Consider the following 18,388-nt stretch of genomic DNA (forward strand, 5'->3'; position numbering starts at 1 on the left):
TGTCATGACGGCCCGGCTCGTCGAACTCTTTCCCGAAGCCTCCGGCCCGGCCGCCGATCTCATGGTGACGGGCCTGACCGCCGACAGCCGGCAGGTCGCCACCGGCACGGTGTTCGTCGCCGTGCCGGGCACGAAGGCGGACGGACGCCGCTTCGCCGCCCAGGCCGCCAATCGCGGCGCCGTCGCGGTGGCGGGGGAGGGCGCCCGCCCCATGGATCTCCCGGAGGCGGTCGCCTGGGTCGCGGTCGCGGATGCAAGGCGCGCGCTGGCCCTCGCGGCGGCGCGGTTCGCCGGCTCGCAGCCGGAGAATGTGGTGGCGGTGACCGGCACCGCCGGCAAGAGTTCCGTCGCCGACTTCGTGCGCCAGATCCTGTCGCGCCTCGGCCGCGACGCGGCGAGCCTGGGCACGGTCGGGATCGTGACCAACCGCGGCGCGCAGTACGGCTCGCTGACCACCCCGGATCCCGTGACGCTGCACGAGACCCTGGCGCGGCTCGCCCATGAGGGCGTGACGGAGCTGGCCATGGAGGCCTCCTCGCACGGGATCGAGCAACGCCGCCTCGACGGCGTGCGGCTCGTGGCGGCCGGCTTCACCAATCTCGGCCGGGATCACCTCGACTATCACGCGAGCATCGAGGCGTATCTCGCCGCCAAGCTGAGACTTTTTACCGATCTCTTGCCGCCGGGCTGCCCGGCGGTGGTGAATGCCGACGGAGCCTATGCCGACCGGGTGATCGCCGCCGCCGAGGCCGCCGGACGGCCCGTGCGCACGGTCGGGCGCGCCGGTCGGGACCTGCGGGTCGAATCCGTTCGGACGGAGGGGTTCGCCCAGGCGGTCCGGCTCGTCGCGGGCGCAGGCTCCCGCACGCTGCGGCTGCCGCTCGTCGGCGAGTTCCAGGTCGAGAACGCCCTGGTGGCGGCGGGCCTCGCGCTCGCAACGCCGGCGGGTGCGGCCGATCCGGACGGCGTCTTCGCGGCCCTCGACCATCTCACCGGCGTGCCGGGTCGCATGGAGCGGATCGGCGAGGCGCGGGGCGGTCTCTGCCTCGTGGATTATGCCCACAAGCCCGAGGCGCTGGAGAGCGTGCTGACGGCGCTGCGCCCCTTCGCGTCCGGCCGTCTGGTCGTGGTGTTCGGCTGCGGCGGCGACCGCGACCGGGGCAAGCGCCCGCTGATGGGCGCCATCGCGCAGCGCCTCGCCGATGTCGTCATCGTCACCGACGACAACCCGCGCACCGAGGAGGCCGCCGCGATCCGCCGGGCGATCCTGGCGGCGGCGCCGGGAGCCGAGGAGATCGGCGACCGGGAAGAGGCGATCCGGACCGCCGTGGGCCGGCTCGGGCCGGGCGACGTGCTGGTGGTTGCCGGCAAGGGTCATGAAACCGGCCAGATCGTGGGGGATCGCACCCTGCCGTTCTCGGACCACGCGGTGTTGCGCGCCGCCATCGCCGACGCGGCCGCCTGACGGCGACGGGGATTCATGATGACCGCACTCTGGACCTGCGAGGAGCTTGAGTCCGCCACCGGCGGCCGTCTGATCGGCGCGGAGCGCGCGATCGGCGGCGCGTCGATCGACACGCGGACCCTTGAACCCGGAGACCTGTTCTTCGCCATCCGGGGCGAGGCGCGCGACGGCCACGATTTCGTCGCCGACGCCCTCGGCCGCGGGGCCGGGGCCGCTGTGGTGCGCCAGGATCGCGCGGACGCGCTGACGGTGCACGGCCCCCTGCTGGCGGTGCCGGAGGCCGGCGCGGATCCGGTGCTGACGGCGATGATCCGCCTCGGCGCCGCCGCCCGCGCCCGGACCATGGCCCAGGTGGTGGCGGTGACGGGCTCGGTCGGCAAGACCGGCACCAAGGAGGCCCTGCGCCACGTCCTGTCGGAGCAGGGCGAGACCCACGCCTCGGCGGCCTCCTACAACAACCATTGGGGCGTGCCGCTGACGCTCGCGCGGATGCCCGCCGTGACGCGCTACGGCGTGTTTGAGATCGGCATGAACCACGCGGCCGAGATCGTGCCGCTGACCGCCCAGGTCCGGCCCGACATCGCGCTGATCACCACGGTCGAGCCGGTCCATATCGAGCATTTCGCCTCGCTCGCCGCCATCGCGGACGCCAAGGGCGAGATCTTTTCCGGGCTTCAGCCCGGCGGCGTGGCGATCATCAACCGCGACGGCCCGCATTTCGACCGCCTCGTCGCCCACGCGCAGGCGTCCCGGGCCGGCCGCATCGTGAGCTTCGGCGAGCATCCGGAAGCCGACGTGCGCGCCCAGCGGATCGTGCTGCGCCCTGACCTGTCGGTGGTGGACGCCGTCGTGATGGGTGAACCCGTCACCTACAAGCTCGGCACTGCCGGGCGCCACACCGCGCTGAACTCGCTCGGCGTCATGGCGGTGATCCACGCGCTCGGCGCCGACCTCGCCCGGGCCGCACTGTCGCTCGGCACGCTGTCTCCACCCGTGGGGCGCGGGGCGCGCACCGCGCTGGAGATCGAGGGCGGCACCGCCTACCTCGTCGACGAGAGCTACAACGCCAACCCCGCCTCGGTCCGCGCCGCTCTGGCGACCCTCGCCGGCATCGAGACCGGCCCACGCGGGCGCCGCATCGCGGTGCTCGGCGACATGCTGGAACTCGGCGCCGCCGCCCCAGACCTCCACCGCGGCCTCGCCGAGACGATCGAGGCGGCGCAGATCGACCTCGTCTTCACATCCGGCCCGCTCATGCGCAACCTGTTCGAGGCCCTGCCGGTGAGCCGCCGGGGCGGCGTCGCCGACACCGCCGCCGACCTGATCGAGCCGCTCGCGCGGATCCTGCGCCCGGGCGATGCCGTGATGATCAAGGGATCGAACGGCAGCCGCATGGGCCGGATTGTCGAGGCGCTGAAAGCCCGCTACGCGCTCGACCCGGCGCGGCGCGCCCTCGCGGCGGCCCCGTGATCGCCCCCTGATCGCTGCGGCCGAGCGTCCACGACGATCGGTGCCGCCCCCTGAAACCCTCGCCTGAACGAAGGGGCCGAGCGCCCGGATGCTGTACCTTCTCTCGGAACTGAGCGGCACCTTCACGCCGCTGAACGTGTTCCGCTACATCACCTTCCGCACCGGCGGCGCGCTGTTCACGGCGGGCCTGTTCGTGTTCTGGTTCGGACCCTGGATCATCTCGCTGCTGCGCATCCGCCAGGGCAAGGGCCAGCCGATCCGCGAGGACGGGCCGCAGACCCACCTGCTGACCAAGCGCGGCACCCCCACCATGGGCGGGCTGATGATCCTGGCGGGCGCCGTGGTGGCGATCCTGCTCTGGGCCAATCCGCGCAACCATTACGTGTGGATCACGCTGACCGTGACCCTCGGCTTCGGCGCGATCGGCTTCTACGACGACTACCTCAAGGTGACCAAGCAGTCGCACAAGGGGTTTTCTGGCAAGTTCCGCTTGGCCCTGGAAGCGCTGATCGCGCTCGCCGCCTGCGTCACCATTGCGGTCTATTCCCCCGCCGCCCTTCAGAACCAGCTCGCCTTTCCGGTGTTCAAGGACGCGCTCCTGAACCTCGGCTGGTTCTATCCCCTGTTCGGCGCCTTCGTGATCGTCGGCGCCGGGAATTCGGTGAACATGACCGACGGGCTCGACGGGCTCGCCATCGTGCCGGTGATGATCGCCTGCGGCACCTTCGGGTTCATCGCCTACCTCGTCGGCAACTCGTTCACGGCGAGCTACCTGCAGGTGAACTACGTCCGCGACACGGGCGAGCTCGCGGTGGTCTGCGGCGCGGTGATCGGGGCGGGCCTCGGCTTCCTGTGGTTCAACGCGCCGCCGGCCCAGATCTTCATGGGCGATACCGGCTCGCTCGCCCTCGGCGGCCTGCTCGGCACGATCGCGGTGGCGACCAAGCACGAGATCGTCCTGGCGATCGTCGGCGGCCTGTTCGTCCTGGAGATGATGTCGGTGATCATCCAGGTCGCCTCGTTCAAGCTGACGGGAAAGCGCGTCTTCCGCATGGCGCCGATCCACCACCATTTCGAGCAGAAGGGCTGGAAGGAGCCGCAGGTGGTGATCCGGTTCTGGATCATCGCGGTGATCCTGGCACTGGCCGGTTTGGCGACGCTGAAGCTGCGCTGAGAAACTGTGCTAAAGACCCGTCTCGAACGGCCAGTGCCAGTCTAACCCTCATCCTGAGGGGCCGGAGCGTCGCGGAGGCCTCGAAGGAGCCCTCCAGCCGGCCGCGTGATCCTGGAGCCCGCCTTCGAGCCCCGCTGCGCGGGCAGCTCAGGATGCGGGTGAGGGTTGGATCGGCCGGGTTCGCCGCCGCATCCAGAGTTCCGCATGACACCTGTTACCGTCTTTCAGGACAAGACCGTCGCGCTGTTCGGCCTCGGCGGCTCCGGCCTCGCCACCGCCCAGGCCCTGAAGGCGGGCGGCGCCGACGTGCGGGCCTGGGACGACAGCGCCGCGAGCCGCACCCGGGCGCAGGAGGCCGGGATCACCGTCCAGGATCTCGGCGAGGCGGACTGGTCGGGCTTCTCCGCCCTCGTCCTGAGCCCCGGCGTGCCGCTGACCCATCCCGAGCCGCACTGGAGCGTCCGCCGTGCGCGCGACGCCGGGGTCGAGGTCATCGGCGACATCGAGCTGTTCTGCCGGGAGCGCCGTGCCCAGGCTCCGGGGGCACCGTTCGTGGCGATCACCGGGACCAACGGCAAATCGACCACCACGGCCCTCATCGCCCACGTCCTCGCGCAAGCGGGCCGCGATGTTCAGATGGGCGGCAATATCGGCACCGCGATCCTGTCCCTGGAGCCGCCCTCGGCCGAGCGGGTCCACGTGATCGAGATGTCGTCGTTCCAGATCGACCTGACGCCCGGCCTCGATCCGAGCATCGGCGTGCTGATGAACATCACGCCCGACCACCTCGACCGCCACGGCACCATGGAGCAGTACGCCGCCATCAAGGAGCGGCTGATCCAGGGTGCGGCCCTGGCGGTGGTCGGCGTCGACGATGCGCCGAGCCGCGCCATCGCCGAACGGCGCGGCACCGACCTCGTGCGGGTGCACGTGCCGCACGGCGAGGTGCTCGCCACCGATGCCCTGACCGTGCGCGACGGCATCGTCCGCGAGCCGGACGGCACGGCGCTCGCCGAGGTGAACGGCATCGGCTCCCTGCGGGGCGCCCACAACTGGCAGAACGCGGCCGTCGCCGTGGCGGTGGCGCGGGCACTGGGTCTCACCGCCGAGCAGATCCAGGCCGGATTGACCTCGTTCCCCGGCCTGCCGCACCGGATGGAGGAGGTCGGGCGGCGCGGCCCCGTGCTGTTCGTCAACGATTCGAAGGCGACCAACGCGGATTCCACCGAGAAGGCGCTCCTGGCCTTCCGCGACATCCACTGGATCCTCGGCGGCAAGGCCAAGGACGGCGGCATCTTCCCGCTGGTTCCGTATTTCGAGCGGGTCGCCCACGCCTACCTGATCGGCGCGGCCTCGGACGCCTTCGCGGCGACCCTGGAGGGCGCCGTGCCCTACACACGCTGCGAGACGCTGGACGTGGCGGTCGAGAAGGCCGCCGAGAACGCCGCCGCCTCGGGCGCGCCCGAGCCGGTGGTCCTGCTCTCGCCGGCCTGCGCCTCCTACGACCAGTTCCCGAATTTCGAGGTGCGCGGCAACCGCTTCCGCGCGCTGGTGCAGGCGCTGCCCTGAGGGCTGGCCTCAGCGCGCCAGCACCTTGGCGGCCTCGCGGGTGGTCCCCACCGCCTGCGAGACGCCGGCCACAGACTGTACGATCGCGCCGATATTGCCCGTGATCGCCGTGACCGCTCCGGAGGCGCTCTGCATGCTCTCGGCGAGGTCGCGGGTCACCGCACTCTGCTCCTCGATGGCGGCTGCGGTCGCCACCACCGTCTCGCGCATCACCGAGACCGAGGCGCCGATCGAGCTCAGCGCTTCCACCACTTCCTGCGAGACCCGCTGGACGCTGGCGATCTCGCCGTTGATCTGCCCGGTGGCGCGGGCCGCCTGATCGGCGAGTGCCTTCACTTCGGAGGCCACCACCGCGAAGCCGCGGCCGGCCTCGCCGGCCCGGGCCGCCTCGATCGTGGCGTTGAGCGCCAGCAGGTTGATCTGGCCCGCGATGTTCTGGATCAGGCCGACGATGCTGGTCATCGCGGTCGCGGTGTCGGCGAGCCGCTTGGTGTGGGCGTCGGCATCCTGCACGCAGGCATAGGCGGTGTCGGTGGCGCCCTGGGAGCGCACGATGCTCTGGGACATCTCGGCCACGGAGGCGGCCAGCTCCTCGGCGGCGGCCGCCACGGTCTGGACGTTGCCGGAGGTCGAATCCGCGGCCGAGGAGGCGAGCGCCGCCGCCTTGGTCGAATGCGCCACCGCCTGCTCGATCTCGCCAAAGTTCTGGTCGATCAGCGTACGCAGGTTGGCGAACAGATGGACCTGCTCGCTGATATCCGTGGCGAACTTCACCACCTTATAAGGCCGCCCGCTCGCATCCAGGATCGGGTTGTAGGACGCCTGGATCCAGACCTCGCGCCCGCCCTTGCCGACCCGGCGGAACTGCGCCGCCTGATAGGTGCCGCGGCGCAGGGCGGCCCAGAACGCCCGGTAGGCTTCGCTGTCGCGGTAGCCGGGCTCGACGAACAGGCTGTGATGCCGGCCGAGAATCTCACCGCGGGTATACCCCATGGTCGTCAGGAAATTGTCGTTGACGTCGATCACCGTGCCGTCGAGATCGAAGGCGATGACCGCCTGGACCTTGTCGATCGCCGCGATCTGGCCGGCACGGTCGGCCTCCTCGGTGCGCTGTCGGGTGATGTCGGTGGCGAACTTGACCACCTTGTAGGGGCGCCCCCGGCCATCGAGCATCGGGTTGTAGGAGGCCTGGATCCAGATCGGACGACCGCCGCGGCCCACCCTCTGGAACTGGCCGGTTTCGAACGCGCCGGTCCGCAGCCGCTCCCAGAATCCCCGATACGCCTCGGAGTCGCGTTGGGCCGCGTCCATGAACAGGCTGTGATGCTGGCCGACGATCTCGGGCAGCGTGTAGCCGACGACATCGAGAAAGTTCTGGTTCGCCGCGAGAATGCGGCCCGCCAGATCGAATTCAATCACGCCCTGGACACGGTCGAGGGCGGCAAGCTTGGCCTGGGATTCACGGACGGACAGGGTCTGGAACATGGCGCGTCGGCTTCCGCTTGGCGGACCGGTCGCCTCGCGCTCCGTACCGCCGGATATTTACATCCGGAAGTTGCACGACCGAAATTAACACAGCGTATCTTCATACAAGTATTAGCGATGCAATAAACACGAATTCTCGTTCCGGGGCCGACGCGACCGGCCGGAGAGCGCCGGCCACTGCAACCAACGCGGGTCCCACGCGCGAGCATGGTGAGACGGAGGCGCGAGGTCAGGCCGGCGCGCAACGCCAAGGGGGCGCGGCCCTAAGCCTCCGTTTACCATTCCTGCCGAGGATCCGGCCCAACCCGCGCGGATCGTCGTCCGCGCGGCCTGGAGTCGTCGCCCGACATGATGTCACGCGCGGAACGCACCCCCCTGACCGACTGGTGGTGGACCGTGGACCGCGGCCTGCTCGCGGCCCTGTTCGCGCTGATGGTGGCCGGACTCGTTTTCCTGATGGGCGGCGGCCCGCCGGTGGCCGAGCGCATCGGCCTGCCGACCTTCTACTTCCTGAACCGGCAGGCGATGTATCTCGCGCCGACCATCCTGATCATCTGTGCGGTGTCGTTCCTGTCGTTGCGCGGTATCCGCCGGATGGCGCTGTTCACCTGGATCAGCGGCGTCGCCCTGTGCCTGCTCGCGGGCAAATTCGGCCCGGAGATCAAGGGCGCGCACCGGTGGATCCAGTTCGGCTCCTTCGGCCTGCAGCCCTCGGAATTCGTGAAGCCGGCCTTCGTGATCGTGGCCGCCTGGGCCTTCTCGGAGGGCGCGCAGCGGCGCGACATGCCGGGCGGGATCCTCGCCCTGCTCCTCCTGCCGATCACCATCGTGCCGCTGCTGCTCCAGCCCGATTTCGGACAGACCATGCTGATCACCATGGTGTGGTGCGCGCTGTTCTTCGTGGCCGGCCTGCACCTGATCTGGGTCGCGGTGCTCGGCGTGCTCGGGCTCGGCGGCGTCTTTGCGGCCTACATGTTCTTCCATCACGTGCGTGAGCGCTTCAACAAGTTCCTCGACCGGGATTCCGGCGGCGGCTTCCAGGATTTCTGGTCGCGGGAATCGTTCCGCTCGGGCGGCTGGTTCGGCACCGGCCCGGGGGAGGGGGTGGCCAAGCGCCACCTGCCCGACGCGCATACGGACTTCCTGTTCTCGGTGATCGGTGAGGAATTCGGCGTCCTCGTCTGCCTGTGCCTCGTCGCCCTGTTCGCCTACATCGTGCTGCGCGGCCTCAAGCTCGCCCGGCGCACGGACGATACGTTCTCGCGGCTGGCGATCACGGGGCTGACGACCCTGTTCGGCCTTCAGGCGTGCATCAACATGGCGGTGAACACCCAGCTCATGCCGGCGAAAGGCATGACCCTTCCCTTCGTCTCCTTCGGCGGCTCGTCGATGTTCTCGCTCGCCCTCGGCACCGGCTTCCTCGTCGCCCTGACCCGCAAGCGCCCGCGCAGCGTGCTGCTCAGCCAGAAGCCCCCCGGCACCACACCCGCCACCGTGGCCGGAGTGATGCGGTGACGGTCTTCACCCCCACGATCCTGCTCTGCGCGGGCGGCACCGGCGGTCACCTGTTCCCGGCCGAGAGCCTCGCCCACGCGCTGCGTGCCCGCGGCATCCGGGTGGCGCTCGCCACCGACGCCCGGGTCGACGCGATCGCGTCCGAGTTCCCGGCCTCCGAGGTGGTGACGATCGCCTCGGCGACGCCCTCCGGACGCGCGCCCCTGAAACGGGCTGCCGCCGTGCTGACGCTCGGCCGCGGCTTCGGCGTCGCCGCGAAGGAAATCCGGCGGATCAACCCGGCGGCCATCGTGGGCTTCGGCGGCTACCCGACGGTGCCCCCCGTGCTCGCCGGCCAGATCCTGCGCGTGCCGACGATCCTGCACGAACAGAACGCCGTGATGGGCCGGGCCAACGCCTTCCTGGCCCGCGGTGCCCGCACCATCGCCACCGGCTTCAAGGAGGTGCGCGGCGTGCCCGACAAGGCGAAGGCCCCGCGCATCCACACCGGCAACCCGCTCCGCCCGGCCGTCATCGAGGCGGCGAAGGTCCCGTATCCGGCCTTCGGCGCGGGTGACGTTCTGCGGCTCCTCGTGTTCGGCGGCAGCCAGGGCGCCCGGGTCATGGGCGAGGTCGTGCCCGAGGCGATCGCGCGGCTGCCCGATGCGCTGCGCGCCCGCCTGCACCTCGTCCAGCAGGTCCGGCCCGAGGATCTGACGGCCGTGCAGAACCGCTACCTCGCGATGGGGCTCGCCGGGATCGAGGCGGCGCCGTTCTTCAAGGATCTCCCGGCCCGGATGGCCGCGAGCCACCTCGTGATCGGGCGCTCCGGCGCCTCGACGGTCTCGGAGCTGGCGGCGATCGGCCGCCCGGCGATCCTCGTGCCGCTGCCCGGCTCGCTCGATCAGGACCAGGCCGCCAACGCCGCGACCCTCGACGCGATCGGGGCGGCGCTCGCCGTGAAGCAATCGGACTTCACCCCGGATCGCCTCGCCGCGGAGCTCACCGCCTGCTTCGCGACGCCGGCAAAATTGACCGCGGCGGCCGATGCGGCCAGAAGCGCCGGCATCCACGACGCCGCCGAGCGGCTGGCCGAGGTCGTCGTCGAGACGGCCGCCCGCACCTGATCTTTCGAGGGATTCCGCGACCGGCGGTCCCGCCACCAGACGGTTCGACCCATGAAGCTGCCCGACAAGCTCGGCCCCATCCACTTCATCGGCATCGGCGGCATCGGCATGTCCGGCATCGCCGAGGTGATGCACAATCTCGGCTACACGGTGCAGGGCTCGGACGCCTCCGACAACGCCAATGTCCAGCGCCTCGCCGAGAAGGGCATGCGCACCTTCGTCGGGCACGACGCCAAGAATGTCGAGGAAGCCGCGCTGGTCGTGGTCTCGACCGCGATCCGGCGCGACAACCCGGAGCTGCAAGCCGCCCGGGAGCGCCGCCTGCCGGTGGTGCGCCGCGCCGAGATGCTGGCGGAGCTGATGCGCTTCAAGTCCTGCGTCGCCATCGCGGGCACGCACGGCAAGACCACGACGACCTCCCTGGTCGCCACGCTCCTCGACGCCGGCAACCTCGACCCGACGGTCATCAACGGCGGCATCATCAACGCCTACGGCACCAATGCCCGGATGGGTGCGGGCGAGTGGATGGTGGTGGAGGCCGACGAGTCCGACGGCACCTTCCTGAAGCTGCCGGCCGATGTCGCGATCGTCACCAATATCGATCCCGAGCATCTCGACCATTTCGGCTCGTTCGACGCCATCAAGGACGCGTTCCGGCGCTTCATTGACAACATCCCGTTCTACGGCTTCGCGGTGATGTGCATCGACCATCCGGTGGTGCAGGATCTCGTCGGCCATATCGAGGACCGGCGGATCATCACCTACGGCGAGAACCCGCAGGCCGATGTCCGCCTGATCGACGTGGACCTGCGCGGCGGCCAGAGCCGCTTCCGGGTGATGATCCGCGACCGCCGCCCCGGCTACCGGATGGAGATGGAGGATCTCGTCCTGCCGATGCCGGGCAAGCACAACGCGCTGAACGCCACGGCGGCGCTGGCGGTGGCGCACGAGCTCGGCGTGAAGCCCGAGGCGATCCGCAACGCGCTCGCCGCATTCGGCGGCGTCAAGCGGCGCTTCACCCGCACCGGCGAATGGAACGGCGCCACGATCTTCGACGATTACGGGCACCATCCGGTGGAGATCAAGGCGGTGCTCAAGGCCGCCCGGGCCTCGACCGAGCACGGGGTGATCGCGGTGGTCCAGCCGCACCGCTACACCCGGCTGCAATCGCTGTTCGACGATTTCTGCACCTGCTTCAACGACGCCGACACGGTGATCGTGGCGCCGGTCTACGCGGCCGGCGAGCAGCCGATCGAGGGGTTCGACCGCGACAGCCTCGTGGCGGGCCTGCGCTCGCGCGGCCACCGGGATGCACGGGCGCTGGAGCGGCCGGAGGAACTCGCCGGCATCATCGCGGAGCTGGCGAAGCCGGGGGATTACGTGGTGTGCCTCGGCGCCGGCACGATCACCCAATGGGCCTACGCGCTGCCGGATGAGCTCGCCGCGCGGGGGCGGTGAGGGGATGCGCGAGGCCGACCCGGAACGGACCCGTTTCCGGCGGGGCCTGCGCGAGTCGCAGACCGAGGCCGAGCGCCGCCTTTGGTACCGGCTGCGCGACCGACGTCTAGCTGACTTCAAATTCGTGCGACAGGAATCAGTCGGACGCTACGTCGCCGACTTTTGCTGCCGCGACGCAAGACTGATCATCGAGTTGGATGGCGGTCAGCATGCCGACAGCGAACACGATCGCGTTCGCGACGCGTGGCTGACCGCGCAGGGCTACCGCATCCTTCGCTTCTGGAACGCCGAAGTCGTGAACAACATCGTCGGTGTCCTAGACACGATCCTAGCCGCGCTTTCCCCCTCTCCCCGCCTGCGGGGAGAGGGGGAAAGCGCGGCGAGCCCGAAGGGCGAAGGTGAGGGGGCGGTTCCGGTCGAGACACATCCGGAACCGCCCCCTCACCCTCGGCTGCCGCCTCGCTCCGACGACGACAAGGTCGCCGGAGCCCTCTCCCCGCAGGCGGGGCGAGGGGAGAGACACCCATGACCGCATCCCTCCACGACCGCATCCGCGCCGCCGCGCCCAACCTGCGCGGGCGTCTTCTCGCCGACCAGCCGCTCGCCGACCTCACGTGGTTCCGCGTCGGCGGACCGGCCGAGGTGCTGTTCACCCCGGCCGACGAGGAGGATCTCGCCCGCCTCCTCGCCGCCCTCGAACCGGATGTCCCCGTCACGGTGATCGGGCTCGGCTCCAACCTCATCGTCCGTGACGGCGGCGTGCCGGGCGTGGTGGTGCGGTTAGGGGGGAAAGCCTTCGGCAGCATCGCGGTCGATGGCGAGACCCTGGCAGTCGGCACCGCCGTGCCCGACATGCGCCTCGCCAAGGCCGCCGCCGAGGCCGGGCTCGACGGGCTCGCCTTCTACCGCGGCATCCCGGGCTCGATCGGCGGGGCGCTGCGCATGAATGCGGGCGCCCATGGCGGCGAGACCACCGACGTGCTGGTCGAGGCCCGCGGCATCGATCGGCGTGGCGCGCTGCGCACGTTCAGCCAACCCGAGATGGGCTTCTCCTACCGCCATTCGGAGGCGCCGGAGGACGTGATCTTCACCCGCGCGCTGTTCCGCGGGAAGCCGGGCGACCGGGCCGCCATCGAGGCCGAGATGGAGCGGGTGACGGCGGCCCGCGAAGCCGCCCAGCCGATCCGCGAGCGCACCGGCGGCTCGACCTTCGCCAATCCCGAGGGCGGCAAGGCGTGGCAGCTGATCGACGCCGCCGGCTGCCGGGGCCTCACCCGGGGTGGGGCGCAGGTCAGCACGATGCACTGCAACTTCCTGATCAACACCGGTGGCGCGACCGCGGCCGATATCGAGGATCTCGGCGAGGAAGTCCGCCGGCGGGTGCGAGAGACCAGTGGCGTCGCGCTACGCTGGGAGATCCGACGGATCGGGTTGCCCGCCGGCGCGAACGAAGAGCGCGGCGGACATGAAGGTCCGTGAACTCATCCGCTTGATCGAAACGGACGGTTGCTTTCTCGTAGCGACGCGGAGGAGCCACCGCCAATTCAAACACCCCATCAAGCCCGGACGCGTAACCATTGCGGGTGCCCCGTCCGACGAGATCGCTCCCGGGACGCATAACAGCATCCTGAAGCAGGCCGGACTCAAGAGGAATGGGTGATGCGCTACGCGGTGATCATCGAGCGGGCCGGCGACAACGTCGCGGCCTATGTCCCCGATCTCCCCGGTTGCATCGCGACGGCAGCCACGGTCGAGGCGGTCGAGCGCGAGATCCGCGATGCGATCCGCTTTCACATTGAGGGCCTACAGGCCGATGGCGAACCGGTGCCGCAGCCGACGAGCATCGCCGAATACGTCGACGCCTGACGCGATCGATCACGCTTCCAAAGACCGGTCCAGCGCTGACCTATTCGAGGTGCCCACCATGTCCAAGCACGTCGCCGTCCTCATGGGCGGCACCTCCGCCGAACGCGAGGTTTCGCTCAGTTCCGGCAAGGCCTGCGCCGACGCGCTGGAAGGCGAGGGCTACCGCGTGACCCGCGTCGATGTCGGCCCCGACATCGCCTCCGTGCTGACCGCGCTCCGGCCGGATGTCGCCTTCAACGCGCTGCACGGCCCGGACGGGGAGGACGGCACGATCCAGGGCCTGCTGGAGATCCTGAAGATCCCCTACAGCCATTCCGGCGTCCTCGCCTCGGCGCTCGCGATGAACAAGGAACGCGCCAAGACCGTGTTGCGTGCGGCCGGCGTGGACGTGCCGGAGGGTCGCCTCGTTAACCGTCTTGAGGCCGCCAGAGCCCACGTCCTCCCACCACCCTACGTCGTAAAGCCCAACGCGGAAGGCTCATCGGTGGGTGTGATCATCGTGCGCGACGGCCGCTCGCACCCGCCCCAGATCCTGGCCTCGGACGAATGGACCTACGGCGAGCAAGTCCTTGCGGAACCTTACATTGCCGGCCGCGAACTCACCTGCGGGGTGATGGGCGACCGCGCGCTGGGCGTCATCGAGGTGAAGGCCGCCACGGGGGATTGGTACGACTACGACGCGAAGTACGCCCCCGGCGGCTCGGTGCACGTGCTGCCGGCCGAACTTAAACCAAATGTTTACCAGCGTGTCCAAGAACTGGCGTTAACGGCGCATCAAGCACTGGGCTGCCGGGGCGTCAGCCGTGCCGACCTTCGATTCGACGATACGCCGGGTGGAACCGGGCGGCTCGTGGTCCTGGAGGTCAACACGCAACCCGGCATGACCCAGACGAGCCTTGTGCCGGATATGGCGGCCCATGCGGGCCTGACTTTCGGTGAGCTCGTCCGATGGATGGTGGAGGACGCTTCCCTGAATCGCTGAGCGGCGGCGACGCCGGCCGGAGCGGTCCCGCGCGCCTTGCCGGAGCCGTGATGGGCCGGCTCCCGTCCCGGTCGCTCTCGGTTCGCCGGGCGCGCTCCGGTCAGCGGCTGACGGCGCGCCTGTCCCGCGGGACCGGCACGGTCGCCGTCTCCATGACCTTCGCGGCCTTTGCGCTGGCTGGCTTCGTGGCGAGCGGGCGCTACGACGCCTTCGTGGCCGAGCAGGGCCGCCCGCTCGATATCGCCGCGCGGCTGATGGGCTTCGGGGTCGAGCGCGTGACCATCTCGGGCATCTCCCGGATGTACGAGCGCGAGGTTCTGGCCGCCGCCGGCATCGACTGGCGCTCCTCGGTGCCGTTCCTCGACGTCGCCGACGTGCGCGAGAAGCTGCTGCGCGTGCCGCTGATCGCCCAGGCTTCGGTCCGCAAGATCTACCCGAACGAGATCGCCATCACCCAGGTGGAGCGCGAGCCCGCGGCCCTCTGGCAGAAGAACGGCGAGATCAGCGTCATCGCGGCCGACGGCACCGTCATCGATGCCATGCGGGACGACCGCTACGCCAGCCTGCCCCTGGTGGTCGGCGAGGACGCCAACATCAAGCTCCCGGAATACCTCGCCCTGATCGCCTCGGCCGGTCCGCTGGCCGAGCGGATCAAGGCCGGCACCTACGTCTCCGGCCGGCGCTGGACGCTCAAGCTCGATGGCGTCGACGTGCGCCTGCCCGAGACCGATCCGGCGGCCGCGCTCGCCCGCCTCGTCAAGTACGAGCGCGAGGCCGGCCTCCTGGAGAAGGACATTATCGCGGTGGACCTGCGCATGCCGGACCGCCTCGTGGTGCGCCTGACCGAGGAGGCGGCCGCCGCCCGTGCGGAAGCCCAGAAGGCGAAGAAGAAGGGCGCGGCCAGCTGATGCCCTCGACCAAGACCTCCGCCCGTCCCGCACCCCGCGTCCGGTAGCGTCCATGCACAGCCACCACGGCCTCACGCCGCGCCTGAAGCCGCTCTCGGCCCGACGCTCGACCACCCTGTCGGTGCTCGACATCGGCACCAGCAAGGTCGTCTGCCTCATCGCCGAGCTGCAGCCCGCCGAGGCGCTGACCACGCTCCGCGGCCGGACGCACCTCGCCCGCATCATCGGCATCGGCCACCAGCGCTCGCTCGGCCTGAAGGGCGGCGCCATCGTCGACCTCGCCGCCGCCGAGGGGGCGATCCGCCAGGCGGTCCACGCCGCCGAGCGGATGGCCAAGGTCGAGGTCCAGTCGGTCATCGTCAACATGTCGGGCGGCCGGCTCGCCTCGCAGCACTTCCAGGCGCGGGTGAACGTCCGCTCCGGCACCGTCACGGGCAGCGATGTCGAGCGGGTGCTGGAGACCGCGAGCGCCCACGGCGTCAGCCCCGGCCGGGCCGTGCTCCACGCCCTTCCGACCGGCTACGCGCTGGACGGGCAGGGCGCCGTGATCGACCCGTCGGGCATGATCGGCGAGGCGCTCAGCGTCGATCTGCACGTGGTCACGAGCGAGCTCGCCGCGGCCCGCAACGTCATGCTGGCGGTGGAGCATTGCCATCTCGGGGTCGAGGCGGTGATCGCCACGCCCTACGCGGCCGGCCTGTCGGCGCTGGTCGACGACGAGGCCGAGATGGGCGTCTGCGTCGTCGATATGGGCGGCGGCACGACCAGCGTCGGCGTGTTCTCGGGCGGCCACCTCGTCCACGTGGACGCGGTCGCGGTCGGCGGCCACCATGTCACCATGGACATCGCCCGCGGCCTCTCCACCCGCATGGCGGCGGCCGAGCGGCTGAAGACCCTCTACGGCTCGGCCCTCTCCACCCCGTCGGATGACCGCGACATGATCGCCGTGCACGGGGTCGGCGAGGACGAGGGCGAGGCCCCGGCCCACATCCCGCGCTCGCAGCTCGTGCGGATCATCAAGCCGCGGGTCGAGGAGGTGGTCGAGCTGGTGCGCGACCGCCTGCGCGAGGCCGGCTTCGCCGCGCAGGCCGGCCGGCGGGTGGTGCTCACCGGCGGCGCCAGCCAGCTCGTCGGCCTGCCGGAGGTCGCCCGGCGCGTCCTCCAGGGCCAGGTTCGGATCGGCCGCCCCCTCGGGATCCGCGGCCTGCCGGAAGCCGCCAAGGGTCCGGCCTTCTCGGCGGCGGTCGGCCTGCTGGTCTACCCGCAGGTGGCCCATGCCGAGCATTTCGAGCCGCGCGGGCACGGCGCCTTCGCGGCGACCGGAACCGACAACTACCTGAACCGGGTCGGCCGCTGGCTCCGGGACAGCTTCTAGTTTCGCCCCCGCCCCACGGGCGGATTGAAGAGAATCCGGCGCCGCGGCGTCGCACGGACAGCACAGTTAGCGAGAGGCTCGACACCATGGCCATCACACTCCAGGCGCCGGACATCCGGGAACTGAAGCCCCGCATCACCGTCTTCGGCGTCGGTGGCGCTGGCGGCAACGCCGTCAACAACATGATCGAGTCGGGCCTCTTGGGCTGCGAGTTCGTCGTGGCCAACACCGACGCGCAGGCGCTCACCTCCTCGAAGGCCGAGCGGGTGATCCAGATGGGCCTGGGCGTGACCCAGGGCCTCGGTGCCGGCTCGCACCCGGAGGTCGGCTCGGCCGCCGCCGACGAGGTGATCGACGAGATCCGCGATCAGCTCTCGGGCGCCCACATGTGCTTCATCACCGCCGGCATGGGCGGCGGCACCGGCACCGGCGCCGCCCCGGTCATCGCCCGGGCGGCCCGCGACATGGGCATCCTGACGGTCGGCGTCGTGACCAAGCCGTTCCAGTTCGAGGGCATGCGCCGCATGCGCACCGCCGAGTCGGGCATCCAGGAGCTGCAGGCCGCGGTCGACACCCTGATCGTGATCCCGAATCAGAACCTGTTCCGGGTCGCGAACGAGAAGACCACCTTCGCCGACGCCTTCGCGATGGCCGACCAAGTGCTCTACTCGGGCGTCGCCTGCATCACCGACCTGATGGTGAAGGAGGGTCTCATCAACCTCGACTTCGCCGACGTGCGGGCGATCATGCGCGGCATGGGCAAGGCCATGATGGGCACCGGCGAGGCGTCGGGCGAGAAGCGCGCCAACCGCGCCGCCGAGGCCGCCATCGCCAACCCGCTCCTCGACGACGTCTCGATGAAGGGCGCCCGCGGCCTGCTGATCTCGATCACCGGCGGCTCGGACCTGACCCTCTACGAGCTCGACGAGGCCGCCACCCGCATCCGCGAGGAGGTCGATCAGGACGCCAACATCATCCTGGGCGCCACCTTCGACGAGAGCCTGGACGGCATCATCCGCGTGTCGGTGGTCGCCACCGGCATCGAGCCGGCCCTGATCTCGGCGAACTCGCCGAACAACCCGGCCATCGCCGAGACCGAGCAGCGCATCGCCGAGGTTGCCGAGCGCCTGCGCGCCGAGGCCCGCTCGCGCGCCGCCTCGCCGGTGCCGAGCATCCGCACCGAGGCGGCCGCTCCGGCCCCGGCGCCCGCTCCGGCCCCCGCGCCGCTGCCGGCCCCGGAGATGCGGTCCGAGCCGCTGGTCAGCCGCGAGCCCGTCGCTCCGGTGAGCCGTGACGACGTCGTGCTCGCCCCGGTCCAGCCGCGGGCCGCAGCCCCCTTCGTCCCGCCGCCCGCGCCTCAGCCGGCCGAGCCCGCGCCGCAGTTCCAGGCCGGCCCGTTCGTGCCGCCGCGTCCCGCCGCCCCGGGCGGCGCGCCGCTGGCCCGCGCCCCGCGGATGCCGCAGATCCACGAGCTGCCGCCGATCGCCCAGAATCAGATCCTGGCGACCCGCGCCCAGGAGGAGGCTGCCCCGGAATCGAAGCGGACGTCGCTGCTGCGGCGCCTCGCCACGGTGGGCTTCGGCGGGCGTCGCGACGAGCTTGAGGGCGCTCCCGCCGCGCGGGTGAATTCCGCCGCGCCGCAGCCGCAGATGGCGCAGCCGCACGTCCCGCCGGCGCCGCGCGCGCCGGCCGCCCCGGCGGTGCCGCAATACCGTCCGGCCCAGGGCAACCTCGACGCTCAAGGGCGCGTGGCGCCCCAGACCCGGATGATGGACGACGATCAGCTGGAGATCCCGGCCTTCCTCCGCCGCCAGGCGAACTGAAGCCGCACAAGGGTCGACCGGGAACAGGGGCCGGCGGGCAACCGCCGGCCCTTTTGCGTCGCGAATACAATTTCAGGTTTTATAAATTGGTGCTGCAGGCGTCATCGGAGACGCCCTGATTGTGTCTTCCGGGGACGGCTGGTGCATCCGCGACACAGATCGGCCGCCGGTTAGCCACGCGTTAACCATTTT

Annotated in this window: 16 protein-coding genes; 15 read left to right on the top strand and 1 reads right to left on the bottom strand. The window is 70.7% G+C overall.

What is annotated here, in order from left to right; all coding sequences use genetic code 11:
- Positions 1-4: 4 nt before the first annotated feature.
- The 4 genes from FVE89_RS29790 to murD all read left to right on the top strand — a co-directional run bounded on the left by FVE89_RS29790 (position 5) and on the right by murD (position 5,678).
- Positions 5-1,465, top strand: a complete 1,461-nt coding sequence (locus tag FVE89_RS29790; protein ID WP_161393765.1) for a UDP-N-acetylmuramoyl-L-alanyl-D-glutamate--2,6-diaminopimelate ligase — start codon at positions 5-7, stop codon at positions 1,463-1,465.
- An 18-nt stretch (positions 1,466-1,483) separates the two neighbouring features.
- A complete protein-coding gene (locus FVE89_RS29795) occupies positions 1,484-2,935 on the top strand; it encodes a UDP-N-acetylmuramoylalanyl-D-glutamyl-2,6-diaminopimelate--D-alanyl-D-alanine ligase (RefSeq protein ID WP_161393766.1) in 1,452 nt (483 codons plus the stop codon).
- 88 nt (positions 2,936-3,023) lie between these two features.
- Positions 3,024-4,109 carry a phospho-N-acetylmuramoyl-pentapeptide-transferase gene (mraY, locus tag FVE89_RS29800; protein ID WP_161393767.1) on the top strand — a complete coding sequence of 362 codons (1,086 nt, stop codon included), beginning with the start codon at positions 3,024-3,026 and terminating at the stop codon, positions 4,107-4,109.
- 204 nt (positions 4,110-4,313) lie between these two features.
- Positions 4,314-5,678, top strand: coding sequence for a UDP-N-acetylmuramoyl-L-alanine--D-glutamate ligase (gene murD, locus FVE89_RS29805; RefSeq protein WP_161393768.1), 1,365 nt, complete (start codon positions 4,314-4,316; stop codon positions 5,676-5,678).
- Between the two features lie 9 nt (positions 5,679-5,687).
- On the opposite strand, the gene FVE89_RS29810 is transcribed toward murD, so the two are convergent.
- The gene (locus FVE89_RS29810; protein WP_161393769.1) at positions 5,688-7,163 is read right to left on the bottom strand and encodes a PAS domain-containing methyl-accepting chemotaxis protein; all 1,476 of its coding nucleotides are present in this window, start codon (positions 7,161-7,163) and stop codon (positions 5,688-5,690) included.
- A 348-nt stretch (positions 7,164-7,511) separates the two neighbouring features.
- Between FVE89_RS29810 and FVE89_RS29815 the strand changes: the two genes are divergently transcribed.
- The 11 genes from FVE89_RS29815 to ftsZ all read left to right on the top strand — a co-directional run bounded on the left by FVE89_RS29815 (position 7,512) and on the right by ftsZ (position 18,196).
- Complete coding sequence (locus FVE89_RS29815; RefSeq protein ID WP_161393770.1) at positions 7,512-8,678, top strand: putative peptidoglycan glycosyltransferase FtsW; 1,167 nt, start codon at positions 7,512-7,514, stop codon at positions 8,676-8,678.
- The gene (gene murG / locus FVE89_RS29820) at positions 8,675-9,784 is read left to right on the top strand and encodes an undecaprenyldiphospho-muramoylpentapeptide beta-N-acetylglucosaminyltransferase (protein ID WP_161393771.1); all 1,110 of its coding nucleotides are present in this window, start codon (positions 8,675-8,677) and stop codon (positions 9,782-9,784) included. Before FVE89_RS29815 ends, murG begins: the two co-directional genes overlap by 4 nt.
- Positions 9,785-9,835: 51 nt before the next feature.
- Complete coding sequence (gene murC, locus FVE89_RS29825; protein WP_161393772.1) at positions 9,836-11,242, top strand: UDP-N-acetylmuramate--L-alanine ligase; 1,407 nt, start codon at positions 9,836-9,838, stop codon at positions 11,240-11,242.
- Between the two features lie 4 nt (positions 11,243-11,246).
- The gene (locus tag FVE89_RS29830) at positions 11,247-11,771 is read left to right on the top strand and encodes an endonuclease domain-containing protein (protein WP_161393773.1); all 525 of its coding nucleotides are present in this window, start codon (positions 11,247-11,249) and stop codon (positions 11,769-11,771) included.
- Entirely contained in the window at positions 11,768-12,721 is a 954-nt protein-coding gene (gene murB, locus FVE89_RS29835) for a UDP-N-acetylmuramate dehydrogenase (RefSeq protein ID WP_161393774.1), read from the top strand. The genes FVE89_RS29830 and murB overlap by 4 nt, the downstream gene beginning before the upstream one ends.
- Complete coding sequence (locus FVE89_RS29840; protein WP_161393775.1) at positions 12,708-12,902, top strand: type II toxin-antitoxin system HicA family toxin; 195 nt, start codon at positions 12,708-12,710, stop codon at positions 12,900-12,902. Before murB ends, FVE89_RS29840 begins: the two co-directional genes overlap by 14 nt.
- Positions 12,902-13,108, top strand: a complete 207-nt coding sequence (locus tag FVE89_RS29845) for a type II toxin-antitoxin system HicB family antitoxin (protein WP_161393776.1) — start codon at positions 12,902-12,904, stop codon at positions 13,106-13,108. The genes FVE89_RS29840 and FVE89_RS29845 overlap by 1 nt, the downstream gene beginning before the upstream one ends.
- Before the next feature lie 58 nt (positions 13,109-13,166).
- A complete protein-coding gene (locus tag FVE89_RS29850) occupies positions 13,167-14,090 on the top strand; it encodes a D-alanine--D-alanine ligase (RefSeq protein ID WP_161393777.1) in 924 nt (307 codons plus the stop codon).
- The gene (locus tag FVE89_RS29855) at positions 14,057-14,998 is read left to right on the top strand and encodes a cell division protein FtsQ/DivIB (RefSeq protein ID WP_161393778.1); all 942 of its coding nucleotides are present in this window, start codon (positions 14,057-14,059) and stop codon (positions 14,996-14,998) included. Before FVE89_RS29850 ends, FVE89_RS29855 begins: the two co-directional genes overlap by 34 nt.
- Before the next feature lie 52 nt (positions 14,999-15,050).
- Complete coding sequence (gene ftsA / locus FVE89_RS29860; RefSeq protein WP_161393779.1) at positions 15,051-16,373, top strand: cell division protein FtsA; 1,323 nt, start codon at positions 15,051-15,053, stop codon at positions 16,371-16,373.
- An 86-nt stretch (positions 16,374-16,459) separates the two neighbouring features.
- A complete protein-coding gene (gene ftsZ, locus FVE89_RS29865) occupies positions 16,460-18,196 on the top strand; it encodes a cell division protein FtsZ (protein WP_161393780.1) in 1,737 nt (578 codons plus the stop codon).
- Positions 18,197-18,388: the final 192 nt, after the last annotated feature.

Origin of the sequence: Methylobacterium sp. 2A, from assembly GCF_009806555.1 — a bacterium.
Lineage (GTDB): Bacteria > Pseudomonadota > Alphaproteobacteria > Rhizobiales > Beijerinckiaceae > Methylobacterium.